General features: G+C 60.7%; 20 protein-coding genes and 2 riboswitches. Of the genes, 12 read left to right on the forward strand and 8 right to left on the reverse strand.

All coding sequences use genetic code 11. The annotated features are described in order from the left end of the window. Nucleotides 1-280 precede the first annotated feature (280 nt). Nucleotides 281-3,991 (reverse strand): methionine synthase, encoded by a 3,711-nt coding sequence (metH, locus tag PMI30_RS11620; RefSeq protein ID WP_008011015.1) that lies wholly within the window; start codon nt 3,989-3,991, stop codon nt 281-283. A gap of 155 nt (nt 3,992-4,146) precedes the next feature. Here metH and PMI30_RS11615 point away from each other — a divergent pair, with 155 nt between their 5' ends. Further along, complete coding sequence (locus PMI30_RS11615) at nt 4,147-6,432, forward strand: fatty acid cis/trans isomerase (protein WP_008011017.1); 2,286 nt, start codon at nt 4,147-4,149, stop codon at nt 6,430-6,432. A 248-nt stretch (nt 6,433-6,680) separates the two neighbouring features. Further along, complete coding sequence (gene nfuA, locus PMI30_RS11610; protein WP_008011019.1) at nt 6,681-7,265, forward strand: Fe-S biogenesis protein NfuA; 585 nt, start codon at nt 6,681-6,683, stop codon at nt 7,263-7,265. 142 nt (nt 7,266-7,407) lie between these two features. Here the strand turns inward: nfuA and cobM are convergent, their stop codons facing one another. From cobM to PMI30_RS11590, 4 genes are all read right to left on the reverse strand, one after another. Continuing rightward, nucleotides 7,408-8,154 carry a precorrin-4 C(11)-methyltransferase gene (gene cobM / locus PMI30_RS11605; protein WP_008011020.1) on the reverse strand — a complete coding sequence of 249 codons (747 nt, stop codon included), beginning with the start codon at nt 8,152-8,154 and terminating at the stop codon, nt 7,408-7,410. 82 nt (nt 8,155-8,236) lie between these two features. After that, nucleotides 8,237-8,650 (reverse strand): cobalamin biosynthesis protein, encoded by a 414-nt coding sequence (locus PMI30_RS11600; protein ID WP_008011022.1) that lies wholly within the window; start codon nt 8,648-8,650, stop codon nt 8,237-8,239. Beyond that, entirely contained in the window at nt 8,647-9,354 is a 708-nt protein-coding gene (locus PMI30_RS11595) for a CbtA family protein (RefSeq protein ID WP_008011023.1), read from the reverse strand. Before PMI30_RS11595 ends, PMI30_RS11600 begins: the two co-directional genes overlap by 4 nt. Nucleotides 9,355-9,365: 11 nt before the next feature. Further along, nucleotides 9,366-9,572 carry a CbtB domain-containing protein gene (locus PMI30_RS11590; RefSeq protein ID WP_008011025.1) on the reverse strand — a complete coding sequence of 69 codons (207 nt, stop codon included), beginning with the start codon at nt 9,570-9,572 and terminating at the stop codon, nt 9,366-9,368. Between the two features lie 121 nt (nt 9,573-9,693). Further along, a riboswitch (cobalamin riboswitch) is annotated at nt 9,694-9,921 on the reverse strand. A gap of 216 nt (nt 9,922-10,137) precedes the next feature. Continuing rightward, nucleotides 10,138-10,351: riboswitch (cobalamin riboswitch) on the forward strand. Nucleotides 10,352-10,450: 99 nt separating this feature from the next. On the opposite strand from PMI30_RS11590, the gene cobW reads away from it, so the two are divergent. The 5 genes from cobW to PMI30_RS11565 all read left to right on the forward strand — a co-directional run bounded on the left by cobW (nt 10,451) and on the right by PMI30_RS11565 (nt 19,030). After that, entirely contained in the window at nt 10,451-11,512 is a 1,062-nt protein-coding gene (gene cobW, locus PMI30_RS11585) for a cobalamin biosynthesis protein CobW (RefSeq protein ID WP_007898232.1), read from the forward strand. A gap of 3 nt (nt 11,513-11,515) precedes the next feature. Beyond that, a complete protein-coding gene (gene cobN, locus PMI30_RS11580; protein ID WP_008011027.1) occupies nt 11,516-15,391 on the forward strand; it encodes a cobaltochelatase subunit CobN in 3,876 nt (1,291 codons plus the stop codon). 149 nt (nt 15,392-15,540) lie between these two features. Then, a complete protein-coding gene (locus PMI30_RS11575) occupies nt 15,541-16,545 on the forward strand; it encodes an ATP-binding protein (protein ID WP_008011029.1) in 1,005 nt (334 codons plus the stop codon). A gap of 119 nt (nt 16,546-16,664) precedes the next feature. Next, on the forward strand, nt 16,665-17,210 hold the full coding sequence (locus PMI30_RS11570; RefSeq protein ID WP_008011030.1) for a vWA domain-containing protein: 546 nt from the start codon (nt 16,665-16,667) through the stop codon (nt 17,208-17,210). Between the two features lie 173 nt (nt 17,211-17,383). Then, complete coding sequence (locus PMI30_RS11565; RefSeq protein ID WP_008011034.1) at nt 17,384-19,030, forward strand: phospholipase D-like domain-containing protein; 1,647 nt, start codon at nt 17,384-17,386, stop codon at nt 19,028-19,030. A 172-nt stretch (nt 19,031-19,202) separates the two neighbouring features. On the opposite strand, the gene PMI30_RS11560 is transcribed toward PMI30_RS11565, so the two are convergent. Then, nucleotides 19,203-20,426 (reverse strand): NADH:flavin oxidoreductase/NADH oxidase family protein, encoded by a 1,224-nt coding sequence (locus tag PMI30_RS11560; protein WP_008011037.1) that lies wholly within the window; start codon nt 20,424-20,426, stop codon nt 19,203-19,205. 78 nt (nt 20,427-20,504) lie between these two features. Here PMI30_RS11560 and PMI30_RS11555 point away from each other — a divergent pair, with 78 nt between their 5' ends. Continuing rightward, a complete protein-coding gene (locus PMI30_RS11555; protein WP_008011039.1) occupies nt 20,505-20,921 on the forward strand; it encodes a MerR family transcriptional regulator in 417 nt (138 codons plus the stop codon). Nucleotides 20,922-21,001: 80 nt separating this feature from the next. Here PMI30_RS11555 and PMI30_RS11550 read toward each other — a convergent pair whose 3' ends face one another. Both PMI30_RS11550 and PMI30_RS11545 read right to left on the reverse strand, forming a co-directional pair. Next, entirely contained in the window at nt 21,002-21,451 is a 450-nt protein-coding gene (locus tag PMI30_RS11550) for a thioredoxin family protein (RefSeq protein ID WP_008011040.1), read from the reverse strand. A gap of 85 nt (nt 21,452-21,536) precedes the next feature. Next, the gene (locus PMI30_RS11545; protein WP_008011041.1) at nt 21,537-21,950 is read right to left on the reverse strand and encodes a hypothetical protein; all 414 of its coding nucleotides are present in this window, start codon (nt 21,948-21,950) and stop codon (nt 21,537-21,539) included. Between the two features lie 448 nt (nt 21,951-22,398). Here PMI30_RS11545 and PMI30_RS11540 point away from each other — a divergent pair, with 448 nt between their 5' ends. From PMI30_RS11540 to PMI30_RS11525, 4 genes are all read left to right on the forward strand, one after another. After that, nucleotides 22,399-23,247 (forward strand): transporter substrate-binding domain-containing protein, encoded by an 849-nt coding sequence (locus PMI30_RS11540; protein ID WP_008011043.1) that lies wholly within the window; start codon nt 22,399-22,401, stop codon nt 23,245-23,247. Between the two features lie 175 nt (nt 23,248-23,422). After that, nucleotides 23,423-24,085, forward strand: a complete 663-nt coding sequence (locus PMI30_RS11535) for an amino acid ABC transporter permease (protein WP_008011044.1) — start codon at nt 23,423-23,425, stop codon at nt 24,083-24,085. 9 nt (nt 24,086-24,094) lie between these two features. Further along, nucleotides 24,095-24,757, forward strand: coding sequence for an amino acid ABC transporter permease (locus PMI30_RS11530; RefSeq protein ID WP_007898262.1), 663 nt, complete (start codon nt 24,095-24,097; stop codon nt 24,755-24,757). Continuing rightward, the gene (locus tag PMI30_RS11525) at nt 24,754-25,545 is read left to right on the forward strand and encodes an amino acid ABC transporter ATP-binding protein (protein WP_008011046.1); all 792 of its coding nucleotides are present in this window, start codon (nt 24,754-24,756) and stop codon (nt 25,543-25,545) included. Before PMI30_RS11530 ends, PMI30_RS11525 begins: the two co-directional genes overlap by 4 nt. The last annotated feature ends 68 nt before the right edge of the window (nt 25,546-25,613 follow it).

Genomic DNA, 25,613 nt, shown 5'->3' on the forward strand with positions numbered 1-25,613 from the left:
GCGTTATCGCGGGCAAGCCTTGCTCCTGCAAATGCACGAGTGCCAGGCCTGCGATGTTGAATGTGACGGCCTCTTCGCGAGCAAGCCCGCTCCCACAGGGATTTTTGTCGTTCACAAAATCCTGATCCAACTCCCAATCCTGTAGGAGCGGGCTTGTGTGGCGAGGGGGCTTGCCCCCGTTGGGCCGCGCAGCGGCCCCAGGATCTGGGGGGCAAGCCCCCTCACCACAAGCCCGTGAAGGCGCCCTGAAGGACGCCATCGCAGCAAGCCTGATCCGGGATTACTCGTCGTAACCCAGGTTCGGTGCCAACCAACGCTCGGTCACGCTCAATTCCTGACCTTTGCGCGAGGTGTAGCTCTGCACCTGATCCTTGTCGATCTTGCCCACGGCGAAGTACTGCGCCTGTGGGTGCGCGAAGTACCAGCCGCTGACCGCTGCCGCCGGGAACATGGCGTAGTGCTCGGTGAGGAACACGCCGCTGCGGCCGGCCTTGAGTTCTTCCGCTTCCGGGTCCAGCAGCTTGAACAGCGTGGCTTTCTCGGTGTGATCCGGGCAGGCCGGGTAGCCTGGAGCAGGGCGGATGCCGGTGTATTGCTCTTTGATCAGCGCCTCGTTGTCCAGCGTCTCGTCCTTGGCGTAGCCCCAGTAGTTTTTCCGCACCTGTTGGTGCAGCCACTCGGCACAGGCCTCGGCCAGACGGTCGGCCAACGCCTTGACCATGATCGAGTTATAGTCGTCGCCTGCTTCCTGATAAGCCTTGGCCACTTCTTCGGCGCCGATCCCGGCGGTGGTGATGAAGCCACCCACGTAGTCGGTCACGCCGCTGTCTTTGGGCGCAACGAAGTCGGCGAGGGAGAAGTTCGGTTTGCCGTCGGTCTTGATGATCTGCTGGCGCAAGTGGTGCAGCTTGGCCAATGGCTTGCCGTCATCGCCGTAGACTTCGATGTCATCGTCTCGCACCTGATTGGCCGGCCAGAAGCCGAACACCGCACGGGCGCTGATGAGTTTTTCGTCGATCAGCTTGGCGAGCATTTCCTGGGCATCGGCGTACAGCGCGGTGGCGGCTTCACCGACCACTTCGTCTTGCAGGATGCGCGGGAACTTGCCGGCCAGGTCCCAGGAGATGAAGAACGGCGTCCAGTCGATGTATTCGGCCAGCACCTTCAGGTCGATGTTGTCCAGCACCTTGGCGCCGGTGAACGTCGGTTTGACAGGTTCATAGCTGCCCCAGTCGAACTGCGGCTTCTTGGCGATGGCCACCGGGTAGCTCAGGCGCTCGGTACGGGCGCTGCGGTTGGCGGTGCGCTCGCGAACGTCGATGTATTCCAGGCGAGTCTTCTCGACGAAACCGGCCTTCAATTCCTTGGACAGCAGTTGCGTCGCCACGCCCACGGCGCGGGAGGCGTCGGTGACGTAGATCACCGCATCGTTGCTGTACTTGGGCTCGATCTTCACCGCCGTGTGCGCTTTCGAGGTGGTCGCGCCACCGATCATCAATGGCAGGTGGAAGTCCTGACGCTGCATCTCGCGGGCCACGTGAACCATTTCGTCCAGCGAAGGCGTGATCAAACCGGACAGGCCGATGATGTCGCATTTCTGTTCTTTGGCGACTTGCAGGATTTTCTCCGCCGGCACCATTACGCCGAGATCGACGATGTCGTAGCCGTTGCAGCCCAGCACCACGCCGACGATGTTCTTGCCGATGTCATGCACGTCACCCTTGACCGTGGCCATCAGGATCTTGCCCTTGGCTTCTGGCTTGTCGCCTTTTTCCAGTTCGATGAACGGGATCAAGTGGGCCACGGCCTGCTTCATCACGCGGGCGGACTTCACCACCTGCGGCAGGAACATTTTGCCGGCGCCGAACAAGTCGCCGACGATGTTCATGCCGGACATCAGCGGCCCTTCGATCACTTCGATCGGGCGCGCAAAGGACTGACGCGACTCTTCGGTGTCTTCCACGATGTGGGTGGTGATGCCCTTGACCAGCGCATGTTCCAGACGCTTGTTGACGTCCCAGTTGCGCCACTCTTCGGTCTCGGCTTCCTTGACGCTGCCGTCGCCCTTGTACTTGTCGGCGATGGCGAGGAGGGCGTCGGTGCCTTCCGGGGTGCGGTTGAGGATCACGTCTTCGACGGCGTCGCGCAGCTCGGTCGGGATCTGGTCGTAGATCTCCAGTTGACCGGCGTTGACGATACCCATGGTCAGGCCGTTGCGGATCGCATACAGCAGGAACACCGAGTGAATCGCCTCGCGCACCGGGTTGTTGCCACGGAACGAGAACGAAACGTTCGACACGCCGCCGGAGGTCAGGGCGTACGGCAGTTCGTCGCGGATGTAGGCGCAGGCGTTGATGAAGTCCACAGCGTAGTTGTTGTGTTCTTCGATGCCGGTGGCCACGGCGAAGATGTTCGGGTCGAAGATGATGTCTTCCGGCGGGAAGCCGACTTCATTGACCAGAATGTCGTAGGAGCGTTTGCAGATTTCTTTCTTGCGTGCTTCGGTGTCGGCCTGGCCGGCTTCGTCGAAGGCCATCACCACCACTGCGGCGCCGTAGCGTTTGCACAGTTTGGCATGATGAATGAACTGCTCGACGCCTTCTTTCATGCTGATCGAGTTGACGATGCCCTTGCCTTGGATGCACTTGAGGCCGGCTTCGATCACTTCCCATTTGGAGGAGTCGATCATGATCGGGACGCGGGAGATGTCCGGTTCACCGGCAATCAGATTGAGGAAGGTCACCATGGCCTTCTTCGAGTCGAGCATCCCCTCGTCCATGTTGATGTCGATCACCTGGGCGCCCGCTTCGACCTGCTGCAGGGCGACTTCCAGGGCTTCGGTGTAGTTGTCTTCACGGATCAGACGGGCGAACTTGGCGGAACCGGTAATGTTGGTGCGCTCGCCGACGTTGACGAACAGCGAGCTGCGATCGATGGTGAACGGTTCCAGGCCCGACAGGCGGCAGGCCTTGGGAATGTCCGGAATCTCGCGCGGCGCATAACCGGCTACCGCTTTGGCGATGGCTTCGATGTGGCCCGGCGTGGTGCCGCAGCAGCCGCCGACGATGTTCAGGAAGCCGCTCTGGGCGAACTCTTCGATGACCTTGGCGGTTTCTGCCGGCAGTTCGTCGTACTCGCCGAATTCGTTCGGCAGGCCGGCGTTCGGGTGCGCGGAAACGTGGGTGTTGGCCTTGTTCGACAGTTCTTCCAGGTACGGACGCAACTCGCTGGCCCCGAGGGCGCAGTTCAGGCCGACCGAAATCGGTTTGGCGTGGGCCACGGAGTTCCAGAACGCTTCGGTGGTCTGGCCCGACAGCGTGCGGCCGGAGGCGTCGGTGATGGTGCCGGAGATCATGATCGGCAACTCGACGCCCAGTTCTTCGAACACGCCTTGCACGGCGAAAATCGCCGCTTTGGCGTTGAGGGTATCGAAGATGGTTTCGATCAGGATCAGGTCGGCGCCGCCTTCGATCAGGCCTTTGGTGGCTTCGGTGTAGTTCTCCACCAGCTCATCGAAGGTCACGTTGCGGTAGCCAGGGTTGTTGACGTCGGGCGACAGCGAGCAGGTGCGGCTGGTCGGGCCGAGTACGCCAGCGACGAAACGCGGCTTGTCCGGGTTCTCGAGAGTTTTCGCATCGGCAATCTTGCGGGCCAGGCGAGCGCCTTCTACGTTCAATTCGTAGGCGAGTTCTTCCATGCCGTAATCGGCCATGGAAATCCGGGTGGCGTTGAAGGTGTTGGTTTCCAGAATGTCGGCGCCGGCGTCCAGATAGGCCTTCTCGATGCCGCCAATCACGTCAGGACGTGTCAGCACCAACAAGTCGTTGTTGCCTTTGACATCGCTCGGCCAGTCGGCGAAGCGTTTGCCACGGTAATCCTGCTCCTCGAGCTTGTAGCTCTGGATCATCGTACCCATGCCGCCATCGAGAATCAGGATGCGCTCTTTGAGGGCGTGCTTGAGAGCTTGAAGGCGAACGCTGCGATCGGACATTTGGACTACTCGGTAAGGCCATGACGAAGGGGCGGGATAATAACAAACCTGTGCGCTTTTGGAGCATGTACGGGTTTTGCATGAATATCGTTCATGTTGATGCACAAGCCAGACCGGTAGAATCGCGGCGTTTTCTCATGATCAGGACCAGGGATATGTCGTATCGCGTCGTCACCAGCCTATTGATGCTGTTTTTAAGCGGGGGCGCCGCTGCACAAGGTCCGGATATTTCCTACACCCGGGACATTCAACCGATCTTCACCGAAAAGTGCGTGGCCTGCCATGCCTGCTACGACTCCGCCTGTCAGCTCAATCTGGGCAGTGGCGAAGGGGCGGCCCGAGGCGCGACGAAGGTGCCAGTCTATGACGGCGAGCGCCGCCAGGCTGCGGCGCCGACCCGGCTGTTTTATGACGCCTTCGGCAAGCGTGCCTGGCAGCAAAAGGGCTTTTATTCGGTACTCGACGCCCAAGGCAGCCAGGCGGCGCTGATGGCGCGCATGCTTGAACTGGGCCACAAAACGCCGTTGCAACCTAACGCCAAATTGCCGGAAGACATCGTCCTGGGCCTGAACCGCGAGAACATGTGCGCCATGCCGGCGGAGTTCGGCGGCTATGCCAGCTCCCACCCGAAAGAAGGCATGCCGTTGGCGGTCACCGGCCTGACCGATCAGCAATACCAGACGTTGCAACGCTGGCTGGCCTCAGGCGCGCCAATCGATGAGCAGGGCCTGGTGCCCAGCGCCAAGGAAGCCTTGCAGGTGGTGCAGTGGGAAAACCTGCTCAACGCGCCGGGTGCCCGGGAGAGTCTGGTGGGGCGCTGGTTGTTTGAGCACTGGTTTCTGGCGCACCTCTATTTCAAGGACGGCGAGCCGGGGCATTTCTTTCAGTGGGTACGCTCGCGCACGCCGACCGGGCAGCCGATTGATTTGATCAACACCCGCCGTCCGAATGACGATCCGGGCACTCAGGTCTACTACCGTTTGTGGCCGGTGCAAGGCGTGATCGTGCACAAGACCCACATCACCTATCCGCTGAACGCGGCGAAGATGGCGCGGATCAAAAGCCTGTTTTACAGCGGCAACTGGCAGGTCAACGCGCTGCCGGGCTACGGGCCGGAGCGACGGGCCAATCCGTTCACGACCTTTGAGGCCATCCCGGCGCAGGCGCGTTACCAGTTCATGCTTGATAACGCCGAATACTTCGTGCGCACTTTCATTCGTGGCCCGGTCTGCCGTGGCCAGATCGCCACCGACGTGATCCGCGACAACTTCTGGGCGCTGTTCCAGGCCCCTGAGCATGACCTTTACATCACCGACCCGAAATATCGCGGTCAGGCCACGCCGTTGCTGGCGATGCCGGGGCAGAATGATGACGTCGGCAGTGTCCTGAGCCTGTGGCACGACTACCGCGACAAACGCAACGAATATGAGGCCCTGCGCCGGGACAGCTACGCCGACCTGCCGGCACCGAGCTGGTCGACCCTGTGGGCCGGCAATGACAACGCGCTGCTGAGCATCTTCCGGCATTTCGACAGCGCCTCGGTGAACAAAGGCCTGATCGGTGACGTCCCGCAAACCATTTGGCTGTTCGATTACCCGTTGCTGGAGCGCACGTATTACCAGTTGGCGGTCAACTTCGATGTGTTCGGCAACGTGTCCCATCAGGCCCAGACCCGACTGTACTTCGACCTGATCCGCAATGGTGCCGAGCAGAACTTCCTGCGCTTGATGCCTGCCGACTCGCGGGACGGCTTCCTCGACGATTGGTATCAGAACGGCGGCAAGTTCAAGATGTGGCTGGATTACGAGGACATCGACAACGACAAACCAACGGCGCTGATACTGGACGAAAAGGACCCGAAACGCGATTTCGCCCTGCAATTGCTGGCCCGGTACGGCGAACTCAATGCCAAGCCTGACCCGATCAACCGCTGCGATGGCGCTTATTGCTCGCGGCCGAACATCGATCTGGCGTTGCAGAACGCCGAACAGGCCTTGAGCCGCCTGACTTCGCGCCCGGCCGCCGGTTTGAAAGTCATCGAACAGTTGCCGGAAGCCACGATGTTGCGCATCGAGACCCAAAGCGGCAAGCGCGAGGTCTACAGCCTGCTGCGCAACCGGGCCCACAGCAACGTGGCGTTCCTGCTCGGTGAATCGCTACGTTATCAGCCGGGGCTCGATACGTTGACGATTTACCCGGGTGTGCTCAGCAGCTACCCGAACTTCATGTTCAACATCCCGGCCGGACAAGTGCCCGCGTTCGTCGACGCGATGGAAAACGCCAGGGACGCCGCCAGCTTCGAGAAAATCGTTGAACGCTGGGGCATTCGTCGCAGTCATCCGCAGTTCTGGCAGTATTTCCATGATCTGAGCCGCTACATCCACGACACCGACCCGGTGGAAGAGGGTGTGCTGGACATGAACCGCTACGAGAATCTTTGATTGAGAGCCTGAACACGCCCCCCGAACCCTGGCTGAACCCCTGTAGGAGCGAAGCTTGCTCGCGAAAGCGGTCCAACAGTCGACATCTATACTGAATGTCAGACCGCTTTCGCGAGCAAGCTTCGCTCCTACAGGGGGCGACGGTGATCAGATGTTCATCGACAGGCACACTTTCCCGACAAAAATACTAGGACTTTGTCCGGCGCGATGATTGGCGTAAACTGCGTCCAAGCCTGCGAGGAGTTTCCATGACCGCTATTACCATTACCGACGCCGCCCACGATTACCTGGCTGATCTGCTCTCCAAGCAGAACACCCCGGGTATCGGCATCCGCGTCTTTATCACCCAGCCTGGCACCCAGTACGCCGAAACCTGCATTGCCTACTGCAAGCCGGGCGAAGAAAAACCTGAAGACACTGCGTTGGGGCTGAAAAGCTTCACCGCGTACATCGATCACTTCAGCGAAGCCTTCCTGGACGATGCGGTAGTCGACTACGCCACCGACCGCATGGGCGGCCAACTGACCATCAAGGCGCCAAACGCCAAAGTACCGATGGTCAACGCCGACAGCCCGGTCAACGAGCGCATCAACTACTACCTGCAAACCGAAATCAACCCGGGGCTGGCCAGCCACGGCGGTCAGGTCAGCCTGATCGATGTGGTTGAAGACGGCATCGCCGTGCTGAAGTTCGGCGGCGGTTGCCAAGGCTGCGGCCAGGCAGACGTCACCCTGCGCGAAGGCATCGAGCGCACCTTGCTCGAGCGTATTCCCGAGCTCAAGGGCGTTCGCGACGTGACCGACCACACGCAGAAAGAAAACGCCTACTACTAAGGTGTTCGCTGCGACATAAAAAAAACGGTGCCCGTGAGCACCGTTTTTTTATGGGTGAAATTCATTGGCCCCATCGCGAGCAGGCTCGCTCCCACATTGGAATGCGGTCAACTGTGGGAGCGGGCTTGCCCGCGATGGCGTCCTATGGGCGATACAAATGCGCATGCCCCGCGCGGTACAACGACGATTCACTGAAGTGATCGCTACCCAACACCCGACCCACCAGAATCAGCGCCGTGCGGCGAAATCCCTTGGCTTGAACCTTCCCGGCAATATCCGCCAGAGTTCCCACCACCCAATCCTGATCCGGCCAGGTCGCCCGGTGGATCACCGCGATCGGACAGTCGGCGCCGTAGTGCGGCAGCAACTCGGCAAGGATCTTCTCCAGATGATTGACCCCGAGGTGGATCGCCATGGTCGCCCCATGCTGCGCCAGACTACCGAGCTCTTCACCGGCTGGCATGGCGGTCTTGTCGGCGTAGCGGGTCAGAATCACGCTTTGTGACACGTCCGGCAGGGTTAGCTCGGCACCCAAAAGCGCCGCGCAGGCGGCGGTGGCGGTGACGCCGGGAATGATTTCGAAAGGGATGTCGAGTTCACGCAGGTAACGAATCTGCTCGCCAATCGCGCCGTACAGGCTCGGATCACCGGAATGCACCCGGGCCACGTCCTGGCCGTTGGCATGGGCGCTCTTGATCAGCTCGATGATCTGTTCCAGGTGCAGTTCGGCACTGTTAACCACCTGTTCGGCCCGGTGGCCTTCCAGCACGGCGGCGGGGACCAGGGAGCCTGCATAGATGATGACCGGGCAGCTACGAATCAGCCGCTGGCCTTTGACGGTGATCAGTTCCGGGTCGCCGGGGCCTGCGCCAATGAAGTAGACGGTCATCGTCGTTTCCTGTCAGAAAAAGGGTATGGGCACGCTTCAGATGAAGATTGCTCATGATCGAAGGCGGGGATTATCGGGGATTTTACGCGGCGCTGGCCAATGCGAGGGTGGCCTGGGCGTATTTTTGTCGTGGAATCAGCAACTTTGCCGGTGCCTGAGCCAATTGTTCGGCCAGTGCCAGCGCGGCACTTTCCGCTACGCCGTAACAACCGGTGCGTTCGAACGCGATGTCCGAGTGGTGGCTGAGTTGCGGTTCATAACCGGCCAATTGTTCGCTGCTGAAATACATCAACGGCAATGCCAGCTGTTCGGCCAGTTCGATCAGGGCGGGTTCTTCGCGCTTCAGGTCGATACTGGCCAAGGCCTTGATCTCACGGAGCTCGATTTGATGAGCCTGTAACGCCTGATCAAGCAGCGCCCGCAGCGTGCTGACGGGGCAGCCGCGCTGGCAGCCCAGGCCGACCACCAGGGTCGGCGCTGCGCTGATGTCAGTCATGCGGAGTATTGGCCATCGCTTTTGCGGCGGAACAACCAGGCGCTGATCAGGCCCAGGGCCAGCCAGAACGCCATGTTGGTCAGCTGCGAAGCGATTTTGAACTGCGCTTCCAGGGCTTCTGGAGCCAGCATGGAGTGCACTTCCGGTTGTGGCGCGCCGATGACGTGCGGAACGGCCAGAATCGCCACGCCGAGGATCTTCATCAGCCAGTGGCGGCTGAACACGATCAGCGCGATGCCGACAGCGGTGGAGGCGGCAGTGCCAATCCACCAGATCTGCCGTTGCGCCAGATCCGCAGCGGCAGTGCCCGGCAGTTCAGGTGGCAGGCCGAGGGTTGGCGCCAGCACGAACGTCGCATAACCGGCCAGACCCCAGAGCAAGCCCTGAGAGGTACGGCGTGGAGCGCGCAAGGTGTAGAGGCCCGCGAGCATCAGGGCGAAACCGACCGCCACCACCAGATTGCCGCCGGTGGTCGACAGCACGCGCTGCCAGCCGTCTTCCGGCTCCCAGGCTTCGGCATCGTGGGTATGAGCGGTGACAGCACCCGCGGCGTGCTCATGGATTTCAACCGCGGCCGGCTCGGATTTTTCGTAGGTCTCGGCCTGCAAAATCAGCGGAGCCACCCAGAAGCTTTGCAGCAGGGTCAGCAGCAGGGCGGCCAGCAGCCCGGTGAAACCTGCGGTTTGCGCGATACGCTTGATCATGTCAGCAGGTCTCAATGGCACGGAAAGGCAGAACTGTGACGGGTATCGTGCGCGGCGTTGTGTACCGCTTCGATGTGCGAGAAACCGGCGAAATACACAAGGCTGGCGCCAAGGATCGACGCACAAAAAGCGGCGGTCAGGCGTTGGCTCAGGGTTGTGGTGGTGCTGATCGTGCTGTTCTTATCGGTGTTGCTGCCGGTGCTGCTGATGATCGACATGGCGCTTCCCTCTGGTCTGTCAGCGGGTGAATAGAGCGCATGAAAACCTCCGCACGCCGGGGCACGCAGAGATTTCGAACAGCGCCCGCCCACCGCGGGTTTGTTATTCAGTGAACGTAAAAGTCACTTTGTGTTGCGGGCCGGTCTCCGGGCTCGCGAGGGGCAGGGCTTGCGCCGAAACCTGCAAGCATCACCTTCCCATGCCGTATGACGGGCACAGTGGATCTGACGCTTCACTCGCTTACCGTTGCGGGGGCAGCACCGGACTGACATGGCTTTAGAGTAAAGCACATGATTCACCGGTTTCCCGTTTCACCCTGTGAAGGGCACCCGTAACAAGGCGTGTAGGAGAGCATGGGCGGGGGTTGGGCGTCAATTGGCATGGTTTCTCACTTCTGTGGCGAGGGGGCTTGCCCCCGTTGGGTTGCGAAGCGACCCCTTGCGTTCTTTCAGCCACACCGAGTTGTCAGGATCTACGACGGCTTCGCCGCCGAACGGGGGCAAGCCCCCTCGCCACAGGTGATCGCATTCTCCTATAGGACATTGACCCGCCCCCACACGATGCGTAGCCTTGCGCTTTCGAGGTTCTTCGGCATTTGCCGAAGCTAAGAAGGGAACGCGGTCGATGCCGCGGCTGCCCCCGCAACTGTGAACGGTGATGTTCGCTGCCACGCCACTGCAAGCCCTGATCCATCAGGTTCGCGGGAAGGCGCAGCTAACGCCAGTCGAACGATTGGCACACCGTCAGCCAGGAGACCTGCCTCGACACAGATTCTCACTACAACCGGGCGGGGTGATCCGGTGGCGGAACTCTTGCGCGCGCACCTGCCGCTGCGATTGTCGTCCCGTATGCCCGCCACCTTGCCAAAGGGCATCCGATGAAAACACTGGCCAAACTCCCCGTCACCATCGTTACCGGCTTCCTCGGCTCGGGCAAAACCACCTTGCTGCGCCACATGCTCGACAACGCCCAGGGCCGTCGCATCGCGGTGATCGTCAACGAGTTCGGCGAGCTGGGCATCGACGGCGAAATCCTCAAGCAGTGCTCGATCGGTTGCACCGAAGAAGAAGCCAACGGCCGCGTCTACGAACTGGCCAACGGCTGCCTGTGCTGCACGGTTCAGGAAGAATTCTTCCCGGTGATGCGCGAACTGGTCGCTCGTCGCGGCGACCTCGACCACATCCTCATCGAAACGTCGGGCCTGGCCCTGCCAAAGCCTTTGGTTCAAGCCTTCCAATGGCCAGAAATCCGTAGCGCCTGCACGGTTGACGCGGTGATCACCGTGGTCGACAGCCCGGCCGTCGCTGCTGGCACCTTCGCTGCGTTCCCGGATCAGGTCGATGCCCAGCGCAAACTCGACCCGAATCTGGACCACGAATCGCCGCTGCACGAGCTGTTTGCCGACCAACTGGCCAGCGCCGACCTGGTGATCCTCAACAAGGCTGACCTGATCAGCGCTGAAGACCTGGCCCGTGTGCGCCTGGAAGTCGCTGAAGAACTGCCGCCAGCGGTGAAAGTCATCGAAGCCAGCAGCGGTCGTCTGCCACTGGACGTGCTGATCGGCCTCGGCGCCGGTTCGGAAGAACACATCGACAGCCGCCACAGCCATCACGATCATCACCATGAAGGCGAGGACGACCACGACCACGACGCGTTCGATTCCATCTCGATCGAGCTGCCACAAGCCGACGAAAGCCTGCTGATGGATGCGCTGACTCAATTGGTGGTCCAGCACGGCATCCTTCGGGTGAAAGGCTTTGCAGCGGTGCCGAACAAGCCGATGCGCCTGCTGATCCAGGGCGTGGGCACGCGTTTCGACAAGCACTTCGACCGTCAGTGGGGCGCTGAAGAAGCGCGCACCACGCGTCTGGTGTTGATCGGTCAGGATCTGGACGCCGCTGCGCTCGAAGCGCAATTGCGCGCTGCGCTCAGCGTTTAAACCATGCACCTGCTCAGGACCCAGCCCGGCGGTTTCGTGTCGGATGACAACATTGCCGACCTTGGACAAACTCCCGCCGAGCTGGTGATCCTGTGCAGCGGCGATTCCAGCCTGGCGTTGCTCGCCGAAGCGGCGCAGCAGTTGCCCGACGATTACCCGAGCGTGCGCCTGGCCAACCCGATGCAGGTGCAGAATCACGCCTCGGTCGATCTCTACGTCGACGAAGTGCTGCGCCACGCCAAAGTGATTCTGATCTCGCTGCACGGCGGCATCGCCTATTGGCGTTATGGCATTGAGCGTCTGGTGGAATTGTCCGAGCGCGGCGTGCAGCTGATTCTGGTGCCGGGGGACGATCGCCCGGACCCGGAGCTCAGTGACCTGAGCACCGTAACCGCGCAAGACCGCGACCGGCTCTGGCACTTCCTGCGTCAGGGCGGCATGGCCAACGCACTCGACCTGTTTCGCTGCCTCGCCAATCGCTGGCTGGATCGCGACTACTCATGGGCCGAGCCGCAAACCCTGCCACGCACCGCGATCTACCACCCGCAAAAAAGCCCCGCTGAGTTGAGCGATTGGCAAGCCGACTGGCAAGCTGATCAGCCGGTGGCGGCGGTGCTGTTTTACCGCTCGCATTTGCAGGCGGCGAACACCGGTTTCATCGATATTTTCTGCCAGCGTTTGCAGGCGGCGGGGTTGAACCCATTGCCGATTGCGCTGGCCAGTTTGAAAGAGCCCGGCTGCCTGACGGTGGTCGAAGACTTGCTGGATGAAGTCGAGGCGGGGGTGATTCTCAACACCACCGGTTTCGCCCAGTCCAGCCCTGAAGCGCCGCACCTACGGCCGTTTCGCCGCAATATTCCGGTGATCCAGGCGATTTGCGCCCAGGACAATGAACCCGGTTGGCGCGCCAGCGAACAAGGCCTCGGCCCCCGCGACCTGGCGATGCACATCGCACTGCCGGAGCTGGACGGGCGGATCATCAGCCGGCCGATCAGTTTCAAGGACCTGGCCTGGCGCAGCGAGCGCAGTCAGTCCGACGTGGTCTGCTACCGGCCGCAACCTGAGCGCATGGATTTTGTCGCAGAACTGGCGCGGCGCTGGATCGATCTGGCGCGGGTGCCCAACGGCGAAAAACGCATCGCCCTGATTCTCGCCAACTACCCGACTCGCGATGGGCGCATCGGCAACGGCGTCGGCCTCGATACTCCGGCTGCGGCATTGAACATCCTCCGTGCCCTGCACGCCGAAGGTTATCCGCTGCCGGCCGAGTTGCCGGACAGCGGCACCGCGCTGATCCAGCAATTGCTCGGCGGCGTCAGCAATGACCTCGACACCCTCGACCAGCGTCCCTGTCATCAAAGTCTCGCGCTGGACGACTACAACCTGATGTTCAACGCGCTGCCCGAGGCCAATCGCCAAGCCGTGCTGGAACGTTGGGGCTCGCCCGAAAGCGATCCAATGTTCCGTGGCGGACGAATGATGATTGCCGGTCTGCGCTTCGGCCTGACCTTCGTCGGCATTCAACCGGCGCGGGGTTATCAGGTAGACCCGAGTGCGGTGTATCACGACCCCGATCTGGTGCCGCCTCACGGTTATCTGGCGTTCTACTTCTGGTTGCGCAACACCTACGGCGCTCACGGCGTGATCCACGTGGGCAAGCACGGCAACCTCGAATGGCTGCCGGGCAAAGGCGTCGGACTGTCGGAAAACTGCTGGCCGGACGCATTGCTCGGGCCGCTGCCGAACATCTATCCGTTCATCGTCAACGACCCGGGTGAGGGCGCCCAGGCCAAACGCCGTACGCAGGCTGTGATCATCGATCACTTGATGCCGCCGCTGACCCGCGCTGAAACCTACGGCCCGCTGCGCAATCTCGAATTGTTGGCCGACGAATATTACGAAGCGCAATTGCTCGATCCGCGCCGCGCCCGAGAGTTGCAGCGTGACATTCTGCAATTGGTGCGCGACACGCACATCGACCGTGAACTGCAGCTCGACGAAAAGCTCGACAGCGATACCGATGCGGCGATCTGGTTGCCGCGTCTGGACACGTACCTGTGCGACTTGAAGGAGTCGCAGATCCGCGATGGCCTGCACGTGTTTGGCGAGTCGCCGGTCGGGCGGTTGCGCATCGACACCTTGTTGGCCTTGCTGCGGATTCCGCGCGGCGACGGTCGAGGGGCGCAATCGAGTTTGTTGCGGGCGCTGGCCAAGGCGTTTGTGTTGGGGTTTGATCCGCTGGATTGTGCGCTGGCCGAGCCTTGGGATGGTCCTCGACCGGATGCCTTGTTGTCGATCAGCGATGAAGTCTGGCGCACGGCGGGCGATACCCGTGAACGTCTTGAGCTGTTCGCCGCTCAACTGATCTCGCAGGCACTGAGCATGCCTCAAACCTTGTGGCGAGGGGGCTTGCCCCCGTTGGACTGCGCAGCAGTCCCATTTTTTGGGGCCGCTTCGCAACCCAACGGGGGTGAACCCCCTCGCCACAAAAGCCCGCTCCCACAAGAGGCAGGTTGGTCGGAAGTGAGCGCCATCATCGACAGCCTGCGCGAAGTCGTTGCCCCACGCCTGGACGCCTGCGGTCCGGCGGAAATGCGCGGCCTGCTGGACGCCCTCAACGGTCGATTCGTTCCGGCCGGGCCGAGTGGTGCACCCAGTCGCGGCCGTCTGGACGTTTTGCCCACCGGGCGCAACTTCTATTCGGTGGATGTTCGCAACCTGCCGACCACCACCGCGTGGCGCATCGGCTTCCAGTCCGCGAACCTTATTCTTGAGCGTCACTTGCAGGACCATGGCGATCACTTGCGGCAGCTCGGCCTGTCGGTTTGGGGCACCGCGACCATGCGCACCGGCGGCGATGACATCGCCCAGGCCATGGCGCTGATGGGCGTGCGACCGGTCTGGGCTACCGGCAGCCAGCGTGTCGACGATTTCGAGATTCTGCCGTTGAGTTTGCTGGACCGCCCACGGGTGGATGTGACCTTGCGCGTCTCCGGATTCTTCCGCGATGCCTTTGCCAACCTGATCCGGCTGTTTGACGCCGCCGTGCAAGCGGTCGCCGCGCTGGATGAACCGGACGATCTCAACCCGTTGGCGGCCAAGGTCCGCGCCGAGCGGCAAGCGCTGCTGGAATCCGGGCTGGATGAAGACGCGGCGCGGCGGCAGGCCGGCTGGCGCATCTTCGGGGCCAAACCGGGTGCTTACGGAGCGGGCGTGCAGGGCGCCATCGACGCTCGCTTGTGGCAAAGCCGCGAAGACCTGGCCGAGGTTTACCTGAACTGGGGCGGCTACGCTTACGGCGGCTCCGATGAAGGCACCGCCGCCCGCGAACAGTTCGCCCAGCGTCTGAGCCAGGTGCAGGCGGTGCTGCAAAACCAGGACAACCGTGAGCACGACTTGCTCGATTCCAACGACTATTACCAGTTCCAGGGTGGCATGCTGGCGGCCGTCGAAAGCCTCAGCGGTGAAGCGGCGGCCAGTTATCACGGCGACCACAGTCAGCCGGACTTGCCGAAGATTCGCACGTTGAAGGAAGAGCTGAACCGGGTGATCCGTTCCCGTGCGGCCAATCCGAAATGGATCGACGGGGTCAAGCGTCATGGCTATAAAGGCGCGTTCGAACTGGCGGCGACGGTCGATAACCTGTTTGCGTTCGACGCCACCACGCAGTTGATCGACGATCACCAATATGCGTTGCTGGCGGACGCTTATTTGCTCGATCCGGCGACCCGGGAGTTTGTCCGCGAACACAATCCCCATGCCCTGCGCGACATGACCGAGCGCATGCTCGAGGCGCAGCAGCGGGGGATGTGGAAAGAACCGGGCGAGTACCGCGAGGCGCTGGAGAATTTGTTGCTGGATATAGAAGAAGACACCTGACGCGCCGCAACCCCCTGTGGGAGCGAGCCTGCTCGCGATAGCGGTCGACCAGTCAATATTGATGTCGATTGATCCACCGCTATCGCGAGCAGGCTCACTCCCACAAGGTACAAGGTGTGCCTGCCACCGACCATGACCGAGATTTGAACATGACCGACACCCCCCATTTCCCGCTCTCCGCCGTGGTCGGCGCCGATGACTTGAAGCTCGCGCTGTACCTGACCGCCATCGATCCGAAAATCGGTGGCGTGCTGATCGAAGGTCCACGGGGCATGGCCAAATCCACCCTGGCCCGTGGCCTGGCGGACCTGTTGGCCAGCGGTCAATTCGTCACTTTGCCCTTGGGCGCCACCGAAGAACGGCTGGTGGGCACCCTCGATCTGGACGCGGCCCTGAGCGAGGGGCGCGCACAGTTTTCTCCCGGTGTACTGGCCAAGGCCGACGGCGGCGTGTTGTATGTCGATGAAGTCAACCTGCTGCCCGATCACCTCGTGGACTTGCTGCTCGACGTGGCCGCCAGCGGCACCAACCTGATCGAGCGCGACGGGATTTCCCATCGGCATTCGGCGAAATTTGTGCTGATCGGCACCATGAACCCGGAAGAGGGCGAGCTGCGTCCGCAATTGCTCGACCGCTTTGGCCTGAACGTCGCCCTCAGTGGCCACACCGCACCCGCCGAGCGCGGTCAGATCATCCGTCGTCGACTGGATTTCGACAGCGACCCGCAAGGGTTCTGCGCCGAATGGGAAAGCCAGCAACACGCACTGCGCGAGCGTTGCCAAAAGGCGCGCTCGGCATTGGCGAGCATTCCCCTCGACGATACCGCGCTGGCGCAGATCACCGAGCGCTGCTTTGCTGCCGGCGTCGATGGCCTGCGAGCCGATCTGGTCTGGTTGCGCGCGGCCCGGGCTCACGCGGCATGGCGGGGCGCGAACGCGATCAGCGAGGACGATATCGACGCGGTCGCCGAGTTTGCGTTGCGCCATCGCCGTCGCGAACACTCGCCACCGATGCCGCACCAATCCCCCGCAGCACAGCCCTCCAATCAGAACCCCAACCCGAGCGAAGGTCAGGGCCAGTGGGGCGAAATGCCCGCCCAGGCGCTGCCGGTCGGCGCACGACGTGAAGTGCCGAGCTGGCCAAAAAAGCCCTAGGCATTCGCCCTCGATCAGACGCGGGGGCGAATGCCAGACCCCACGCAGGACGGCTGGATCACGGTAAACAGGGCAAGCGTCACGCAACCCTGAGCGGATCGATCAATTGGCCCGGCACCTTGCTCAATGGCCGACCGCGTCAACGCGACGATGTACTGTTTCACCTGCGTACCCGCAGTCCTCATGAATTATGGCTGGTGATCGTCGACGCCTCGGCCTCAACCCGACGTCATCAAGCGTTGAGCGATGCCAAGGGCCTGCTGGCGCAACTGTTCGACGATGCCTATCGGCAGCGCGCGCGACTGGCGTTGCTGACCGCCAGTGGTCATGTGCCGAAGTGGCAAGTGCAAGGGTTGAAAGCCTCCGCGGGCTTGCGCGATTGGCTCGACGGGCTGGGTGCCGGCGGCGGTACACCGATGCTGGCGGCGCTGAGTGAAGCAGGGCACTGGCTAGCGGCACGGCAAAAACGTTTTCCGGCAGAGCAGCAACGGCTGCTGTTGGTGACGGATGGACGGGTGAAGGAATGGTCAACGTTGCCGGCGCTGGATTGCCCGGGGCTGCTGATCGACATTGAGCGCGGGCCGATTCATCTTGGCCGGGCAAAGGTGTTGGCGGCGCAGTTGCAGGTTGATTATCGACATATCGATGAGCTGATTTCAGGTTGAGTTTTGTGCTGACAGTATTGACCCCATCGCGAGCAGGCTCGCTCCCACATTGGAATGCGTTTCCCTGTGGGAGCGAGCCTGCTCGCGATGGCATCACCTCAGAATCGGATAATTGCGGTTAATCCGCATCGCTGCCCTATGCTCTGTAAGCAAGCCAATCACAGGAGTGACCCATGCGCGTTCTAGCCCGCAACGATCAGGACGATTTTCGCGTCAAAGCCTACGCTGGCACCAACGGCGTGCTGCTGGCCATCGACGTGGCCGAACCCCGTCGCAAAGGCCTGCTGGGTTTCGCCATCGAAAAACAGCAAGGCAACAAACCCTGGCTGTTTCTGTTCAACAGCCTGACCTTCCCCGGCAAGGCTCATACGTTCCCCCAGTTTCACGCCACCCCTAGTGATGCCGCGCCGTTGCAGAAATTTCGCTGGGCCGATTACGCGGTCAACCCGGGTGTGACGATCCATTATCGGATTCACCTGGCCTACGGCACCGCCGATGCGCCGCAGCTGGGTGAGTTTCTGGAAGTGACGCTCACCACCGACAATGGCCTTCCAGCGGGCCAGAATGTCATCTTCAACCGGGCGGTGGCCGCGAGTCAGGCCTTCCAGCGCAAATTCGCCGACCTCGATGCGCAGCTCAGCGCCAACAAGAAACTGCCCATCGAAGAATGGCCCGATGCTCCACGGCAATGGCTGGAAAATGGTCTGCTCGCACGCTTGCTGGGGTTCATCGAACGGGCCGAGGATGGTCAGTGGGCGCTGGACATCGCGATCTATGAATACCAGCTGAAGGTGATTGTCGATGCGGTGAACGCCGCTTTCGAGCGCGGCGTAAAGGTTCGGGTCCTGTACCACGCCCAACCCGACGAAGACACCACTGCGATGAACGAAGCCAGCCTGGAAAAAATCCCGGCGGCGAACAAGCGCGGGCGAGTCACTCACAACATCTTCCACAACAAGTTCATGGTCCTCAGCCGGCTCGACGCAGCGGGGCAGCATCAGCCCGAAGCGGTGCTCTGTGGCAGCACCAACTTCACTCCCAACGGCGTTTACCGTCAGGCCAACGTCGTGCATGTGCTGGACGACGCTCGGATCGGCGCCAGTTATCTGCAAACCTTCGAGCAGGTCTGGGCCGACCCCACGGATGTCGGCGCCACACGGGAATGGCTCACGGAACACAATCCGATGGCACCGGACCAGCCGCTGTTCGCCGGTTTTTCACCGCGCTCGGGCCAGGGCGACCTGCATGAGTTCGTCGAGATCATCAACGCCGCTAAAAAAGACCTGCTGTTTGTCACCGCGTTTGCCTTGCCGGACGAAGTGCTCAACGCATTGCTCGGCCAGCCCCACGACGATATTTTGCGTTACGGCCTGCAAAACACCGTCAGCAGCATCACCGGTATCCACGCTGACCGCACCGCTCAATTTGCCGCCACCGCGTTGCTCAATACCGGCCTGGAAGGCTGGCTCAAGGAAAACATGAAAGGCCAGAAGGGCAGGCTGCTGGTGCATACCAAAGCCATCGTCGTCGACTTCACCACCGACGCACCGACGATCATCAGCGGCAGCCATAACCTGAGTGAGGCAGCCAGTAATGGCAATGATGAGAACTTCCTGATCATCCGTGGCGACACCGACCTGGCCGATCGCTACGGGCTGGAACTGCTGCGCTTTTACGAGCATTACCGGTTCCGCTACTTTGCAAAAAAACTACAACTCAAACAGGTCCGGCCGTTGGCGCCGGATGACAGCTGGACCGATGACTATTACCGCGAAGGCGATCTGCGCATGTTGTCGCGGTTGCGCTTTGCCGGACGATAAACAACCCGGCAAGGAGCGGAACCTGTGGGAGCGGGCTTGCTGTGGCGAGGGGGCTTGCCCCCGTTGGACTGCGTAGCAGTCCCGGAGCTTCTGGTTTTGGGGCCGCTCCGCGACCCAACGGGGGCAAGCCCCCTCGCCACAGCAGGCTCGCTCCCACAGGTTTGACCTTCGGTTATTTACCCATCGCCTGGCGGTACTGACGGGTACGCCGGGCGATGTACAACTGATCGAGGATCAATGCCCATACCGCCGAAACTTGCGGTCTAGGCTTGCGCCCGCGGCTCAATCGATGAAGCTGGAACTTCACCACGGCCATGTTCGCCAGCGCCGCCAAAGGTTTGCGTTTCCAGCGAATTGGCGGCAACTGCGGGTGACTGTTCTGGCCTGCACGCCAGCGTTTGACCAGGTTCGGTTCGATGGCCATGGCCGTGCCGATGCCGGCCATGGCGATGCCGCTGTCGAGTACCTGTTCGACGATCGCCAGTCGCCGTATTCCGCCGGTCACCATCACCGGCATGCTCGCCACACTGGCCAGTTCACCGGCCATTTCCAGAAAGTACGCTTCTCGTGCCAGGGTCCGACCGTCGCGAGCCTCGCCTTGCATGGCCGGGGCTTCGTAGCTGCCACCGGAGAGTTCCAGCAAATCGATTTGCTGGTCATTGAGCCACTGGATCACTTGCCGGGCATCGTCGGCGTCGAAACCGCCACGTTGGAAGTCCGCGGAATTGAGCTTCACCGCCACGCAAAACTGCGGCGATACGGACTTGCGAACCGCGCTGAGCACTTCCAGCAGCAGGCGCGCACGATTTTCCAGAGCGCCGCCCCAGCGGTCGGTGCGGCGATTGGTCAATGGCGAGAGAAACTGGCTGATCAGATACCCGTGCGCGGCATGGATCTGCACCCCGGTGAAACCGGCCTTTTCCGCCAGGGCAGCGCTGGTGGCGAAGCGTTGAATGACTTCTGCAATGTCGTTCTCGCTCATGGGTTTGGGCTCGGCAAACATCTTCGAAAACCCGCCCAGATCCAGCGCCACCGCCGAAGGTGCCCAGGCTTGCTGGCCGAGGTTGGCCATGGTCTGGCGGCCGGGATGATTGAGTTGCACCCAAAACTGCGCACCACCGGCCCGGCCGATGGTTGCCCACTGACGAAAACGTTCGAGGTCTCGCTCATCTTCCAGCACCACGCCACCGGGACCGGTCATGGCGCGGCGGTCGATCATCACGTTGCCGGTCAGCAACAACCCGGCTTCGCCGTCGGCCCAGGCTTGATACAGCCGAAACAACTCGCTGGAAGGTGCCTGCCCGGTATCGGCGAGGTTCTCTTCCATCGCGGCTTTGGCGATGCGATTGCCGATGGTCTGGCCGTTGGGCAAATTCAACGCTTGGAAGGGCGACATGCTTGACTCCTCATCAGTGAAGCGTAGAGGCTAAGCTTAAAGTTAACTTTAATGTCAAGCGTGCAAACGAGGCCCGTGATGAAGATTGGTGAATTGGCGCAGCAAAGCGGCTTGAACGCCTCGCGCATTCGTTTTTATGAAGCCCAGGGCCTGATCCGTCAGGTCGAGCGGCAGGCCAATGGCTATCGGCGTTATCCGCCGCAAGTGTTGCAAACCCTGAAGATCATCCAGTGTGCTCAGCAGGCCGGTTTTAGTCTGGAAGAACTGAAGCTGCTGCTACCGGATGCCACGACGGGTGAGGTCAATCATGACGAACTGGTGGCGAGCCTCGGGCGCAAGATCGAACAGATCGAAGCGATGCAACTGCACCTGGCCCAGAGCAAGGCGCAGTTACTGGAGGTGATCGAGAGTATCCAGGCGCGACCCGAGGGCATGGGGTGCGGTGCGAATGCCGAGCGGGTGCTGGCGTCGCTCAAGCATTCGCAGAACCTGTAGGAGCGAGGCTTGCCCGCGAAGAATGCATCGCGGTTTTTCAGGCGTTACGCGTCATCGTTCTTCGCGGGCAAGCCTCGCTCCTACAGGGTACTCATTAAACGCACATTCAACAGTTCCCGCGCCCGAGGCGCGGTGCATAAAGTGCTGAGGGTTTTCTGCAACCACGGCAAGTCGTGGTGAGGTTTGCGGGCAACCTGTTTAGGCCTGAGCTTGCCGATGTGCTTTTTGAAATTCTCTTCCAGGGTTTCCCGGGTTCCAATCCCCTTGAGTTTCTTCAGCAATTTCCCCTCTTTGTAGAACAACACCGTGGGGGTGCCGGTGACTTCCGGATGCCTGGGGGACTCGCTCGTACTCAGCATGTAGACCTGCGCATGATCCTTATACTGCTCGGCGATCGTACGGAAAACCGGCTCGGCCATTTCGCAGGCGTAACAGTTTTTATTGCCGAAATACAGGATCACCGGGCGCCAGGTTTTCAGGGCCTTGCGGTAGGCCGCAGCCATGGTCTGATGGGTGGTTATCGAGCTCATTGAAATCTCCGTCTTCAACAAGGGCAGATGTTGTGGCGGTGAAGGGGCTGGTAGCCAGGTGGTTGGCTACCAGCTGGTCAGGGCTTCAACGTCGTTCGAGAACTACGTCGTCGACATACACGCCGAAAGTTTCTAATGAGCCATCGGCCGCTTCGAGCTTGATTTTAAAACTGGTAGCGTCAGACCCCACTGAGAAGTCTGTATAAGCGAAAGTCCAGTCGTCGCTGTTGCTTAAATTGAGCTCAATGATTGACCATGAAGGTTCAATCAGCAGGCGTACTCTGCCGTAAGCACGCGGGTCAGTACGCATTTTTGCGGAAAATCGGAATGAACCACCCCCCTGGATTGATATCTCTCGATTGATTGAGCCCGGTGTCTGTAGGGCACAATAACCATCTCGGTAGTCGACTTTCTTCGCATCAATCGCTTTCCAGTGCAGGCCTGCTTCTGAAAAATCACCGTTCTTCAGCAAGTTGGTTTTTTCTGATTGTTGAGACATACAAAAACTCCTGTAAGTAATGGCTGAGCTCCGATCATCATCAGCCACATTGTGATAGCGGCTTCGGAACCGGGCTGAACAGATTGGACGCCTCGAATGAGCGAACCACAACTGTCAGATCTGACAGGTAAAGCAAGAAAGTCGACGAGCGGTCAGTCGTAAGAACAGGTTTCTGCGATATGGCGAGCCAGTGTGTTGCCTGCATTTTTGGCACGTCATGCACTCGAATGTGGCCTTGCTACTCACCCTGTAGCCAGCGGTAGCGCTTTCCTATGCATGATTGTGCGTGGGCCCGGCGTGTGAATCCTGTCTATCCATTTGAATCAATTGTCTTTCCAGCATTGGCAGGATTTTCTATCCATCCTGTGGCACACTTTCTGCTGTCTATTCCGTTGTTACATACCATGTTCCGGTATAGCGGAATAAACACAACTCTGGAGTGCTTGCCATGCATCGCCGACCTTCTTTGTTTAAAGCGTGTGTTTTTCTGTTCGCGGCTTCGGCTGCTGTCGTGGGTGTCGCCCAGGCAGCAGACAGCAAGCTCGACAGCGTGCTGGCCCGTGGGAAATTGATTGTGGGCACGGGCAGTACCAATGCGCCGTGGCACTTCCAGGGCGCGGATGGCAAGTTGCAGGGGTTCGATATTGATATCGCGCGGATGGTGGCCAAAGGGTTGTTCAACGACCCGAGCAAGGTCGAGTTCGTGGTGCAGTCATCCGATGCGCGGATTCCGAATCTGCTGACCGACAAGGTCGACATGAGTTGCCAGTTCATCACCGTGACCGCCAGCCGTGCACAGCAAGTGGCGTTCACCCTGCCGTACTACCGCGAAGGCGTCGGCCTGTTGTTGCCGGCCAACAGCAAGTACAAGGAAATCGACGACCTGAAAGCTGCCGGCGATGGCGTCATCGTGGCGGTGCTGCAGAACGTGTACGCCGAGGAACTGGTGCATCAGGCGTTGCCCAAGGCCAAGGTCGATCAATACGACAGCGTGGATTTGATGTATCAGGCGGTGAACTCCGGCCGTGCCGACGCGGCGGCCACCGATCAGTCGTCGGTGAAATACCTGATGGTGCAGAACCCTGGTCGCTATCGCAGCCCGGCCTATGCCTGGAGCCCGCAAACCTACTCCTGTGCAGTCAAGCGCGGCGATCAGGACTGGTTGAACTTCGTTAACACCGTGCTGCATGAAAGCATGACCGGTGTTGAGTTCCCGACGTATGCGGCGTCGTTCAAGCAGTGGTTCGGTGTAGACCTGCCGACCCCAGCCATCGGTTTCCCCGCTGAATTCAAATGAAAACTGCTGCGCTCGGAAATACTGCGTTGAAAACAGACTCGAAATGCTCATTGACTAAAGTCAACTCCGCTTTCTCGTCTGTTTTCGCCTTGTCTTTCCTTCGCTCGCGACGTTTCCAATTTTTGAATGAGGAGCGGGGCGGTTTTAAATCGCCCCGCTCAAGGTACTGCTGACCATGAACTATCAGTTGAATTTTGCCGCCGTCTGGCGCGACTTCGACACCTTGCTGGCGGGGCTCGGTCTGGGGCTTGAGCTGGCGCTGGTGTCGATCGCCATCGGCTGCGTGATCGGCCTGCTGATGGCGTTTGCCTTGCTGTCAAAGCACCGCCCGTTGCGGGTGCTGGCGTCGGTGTATGTGACGGTGATCCGTAATACGCCGATTCTGGTGTTGATCCTGTTGATCTACTTCGCGTTGCCGAGCCTGGGGATTCGTCTGGACAAGATCCCCTCGTTCATCATCACCCTGTCGCTGTATGCCGGGGCGTATCTGACCGAAGTGTTCCGCGGCGGGTTGTTGAGCATTCCCAAGGGGCAACGTGAAGCGGGCCTGGCCATCGGGCTCGGTGAGTGGCAGGTCAAGGCGTACGTCACCGTGCCGGTGATGCTGCGCAATGTGCTGCCGGCCCTGTCGAACAACTTCATTTCGCTGTTCAAGGACACCTCGCTGGCGGCGGCGATTGCCGTGCCGGAGCTGACCTATTACGCGCGCAAGATCAATGTCGAGAGCTACCGGGTGATTGAAACCTGGCTGGTGACCACAGCGCTCTATGTTGCGGCCTGTTACCTCATTGCCATGATGCTGCGTTACCTCGAACAGCGTCTGGCGATTCGCCGATAGGAGCCCCTCATGTACGAATCCCCCAGTTGGTTGCATGAGTTATGGGTGGCGCGGGAAGTCCTGTGGCAGGGCTTTCTGACCAGTGTGCAGTGCTCGGCGCTGGCGATTTTGTTGGGCACGCTGGTCGGCATCGTTGCCGGTCTGGTGCTCACCTATGGCACGTTCTGGATGCGCGCGCCGTTCCGCTTTTACGTCGACATCATTCGCGGCACGCCGGTGTTTGTATTGGTGTTGGCCTGCTTCTACATGGCTCCGGCATTGGGCTGGCAAATCAGCGCATTCGGCGCCGGCACCTTGGGGTTGACGCTGTTTTGCGGCTCCCACGTCGCCGAGATTGTGCGCGGTGCATTGCAAGCGCTGCCCAGTGGCCAGATGGAAGCGAGCAAGGCCATCGGCCTGACGTTTTACCAGGCGCTGGGCTACGTGTTGTTGCCCCAGGCGCTGCGGCAGATTCTGCCGACCTGGGTCAACTCGTCCACCGAGATCGTCAAGGCCTCGACGCTGTTGTCGGTGATCGGCGTCGCCGAGTTGCTGCTCAGCACCCAGCAAATCATCGCCCGGACGTTCATGACCCTGGAGTTTTACCTGTTCGCCGGATTGCTGTTTTTCGTCATCAACTACGCCATCGAATTACTCGGCCGGCACATTGAAAAGCGGGTGGCCTTGCCATGACACAAGCTCAAGTTTCAACGCAGACTCAAGCGCTGCTGGACATCCGCGGCCTGCACAAACAATACGGCCAGCTCGAAGTGCTCAAGGGCGTCGACCTGACGATGCAGCGCGGCAACGTGGTCACTCTGATCGGCTCCAGCGGCTCAGGCAAGACCACGCTGCTGCGCTGCGTGAACATGCTCGAAGAGTTCCAGGGCGGGCAGATTCTGCTCGACGGCGAATCCATCGGCTATGACGAGGTCAACGGCAAGCGCGTGCGTCACGCGGAAAAAGTCATCGCCCGCCATCGCGCCATGACCGGCATGGCGTTCCAGCAATTCAATCTGTTCCCGCACCTCACCGCGTTGCAGAACGTCACCCTGGGGTTGCTCAAGGTCAAAAAGCTGCACAAGGATGAAGCCGTGGCGCTGGCGGAAAAATGGCTGGAGCGGGTTGGGTTGCTGGAACGGCGCGATCATTACCCCGGTCAGTTGTCTGGCGGCCAGCAACAGCGCGTGGCGATTGCCCGGGCGATTGCGATGAACCCAAGCCTGATGCTGTTCGATGAAGTCACCTCGGCCCTCGACCCGGAACTGGTCGGCGAAGTGCTGAACGTGATCAAGGGGCTGGCCGAAGACGGCATGACCATGCTGCTGGTGACCCACGAAATGCGCTTTGCCTTCGAGGTGTCGGACAAGATCGTGTTCATGAATCAGGGGCGGATCGAAGAGCAGGGGCCGCCCAAGGAATTGTTCGAACGCCCACAGTCCCCGCGTCTGGCGGAATTTCTCAAGAACACGCGCTTTTAACTTTTTCAATCAGGAGAACCACTCATGAGCATTACTCGTTACGGCACCGGCAGCACCGCCGGTGGCGG

The sequence above is a fragment of the Pseudomonas sp. GM50 genome, from assembly GCF_000282375.1.
Taxonomy (GTDB): Bacteria; Pseudomonadota; Gammaproteobacteria; order Pseudomonadales; family Pseudomonadaceae; genus Aquipseudomonas.

Bases quoted from the DNA above. Each gene is read 5' to 3' on its own strand.
- metH (WP_008011015.1), bottom strand. From the start codon at position 3,991: ATGTCCGATCGCAGCGTTCGCCTTCAAGCTCTCAAGCACGCCCTCAAA.
- PMI30_RS11615 (WP_008011017.1), top strand. From the start codon at position 4,147: ATGTCGTATCGCGTCGTCACCAGCCTATTGATGCTGTTTTTAAGCGGG.
- nfuA (WP_008011019.1), top strand. From the start codon at position 6,681: ATGACCGCTATTACCATTACCGACGCCGCCCACGATTACCTGGCTGAT.
- cobM (WP_008011020.1), bottom strand. From the start codon at position 8,154: ATGACCGTCTACTTCATTGGCGCAGGCCCCGGCGACCCGGAACTGATC.
- PMI30_RS11600 (WP_008011022.1), bottom strand. From the start codon at position 8,650: ATGACTGACATCAGCGCAGCGCCGACCCTGGTGGTCGGCCTGGGCTGC.
- PMI30_RS11595 (WP_008011023.1), bottom strand. From the start codon at position 9,354: ATGATCAAGCGTATCGCGCAAACCGCAGGTTTCACCGGGCTGCTGGCC.
- PMI30_RS11590 (WP_008011025.1), bottom strand. From the start codon at position 9,572: ATGTCGATCATCAGCAGCACCGGCAGCAACACCGATAAGAACAGCACG.
- cobW (WP_007898232.1), top strand. From the start codon at position 10,451: ATGAAAACACTGGCCAAACTCCCCGTCACCATCGTTACCGGCTTCCTC.
- cobN (WP_008011027.1), top strand. From the start codon at position 11,516: ATGCACCTGCTCAGGACCCAGCCCGGCGGTTTCGTGTCGGATGACAAC.
- PMI30_RS11575 (WP_008011029.1), top strand. From the start codon at position 15,541: ATGACCGACACCCCCCATTTCCCGCTCTCCGCCGTGGTCGGCGCCGAT.
- PMI30_RS11565 (WP_008011034.1), top strand. From the start codon at position 17,384: ATGCGCGTTCTAGCCCGCAACGATCAGGACGATTTTCGCGTCAAAGCC.
- PMI30_RS11560 (WP_008011037.1), bottom strand. From the start codon at position 20,426: ATGTCGCCCTTCCAAGCGTTGAATTTGCCCAACGGCCAGACCATCGGC.
- PMI30_RS11555 (WP_008011039.1), top strand. From the start codon at position 20,505: ATGAAGATTGGTGAATTGGCGCAGCAAAGCGGCTTGAACGCCTCGCGC.
- PMI30_RS11550 (WP_008011040.1), bottom strand. From the start codon at position 21,451: ATGAGCTCGATAACCACCCATCAGACCATGGCTGCGGCCTACCGCAAG.
- PMI30_RS11545 (WP_008011041.1), bottom strand. From the start codon at position 21,950: ATGTCTCAACAATCAGAAAAAACCAACTTGCTGAAGAACGGTGATTTT.
- PMI30_RS11540 (WP_008011043.1), top strand. From the start codon at position 22,399: ATGCATCGCCGACCTTCTTTGTTTAAAGCGTGTGTTTTTCTGTTCGCG.
- PMI30_RS11535 (WP_008011044.1), top strand. From the start codon at position 23,423: ATGAACTATCAGTTGAATTTTGCCGCCGTCTGGCGCGACTTCGACACC.
- PMI30_RS11530 (WP_007898262.1), top strand. From the start codon at position 24,095: ATGTACGAATCCCCCAGTTGGTTGCATGAGTTATGGGTGGCGCGGGAA.
- PMI30_RS11525 (WP_008011046.1), top strand. From the start codon at position 24,754: ATGACACAAGCTCAAGTTTCAACGCAGACTCAAGCGCTGCTGGACATC.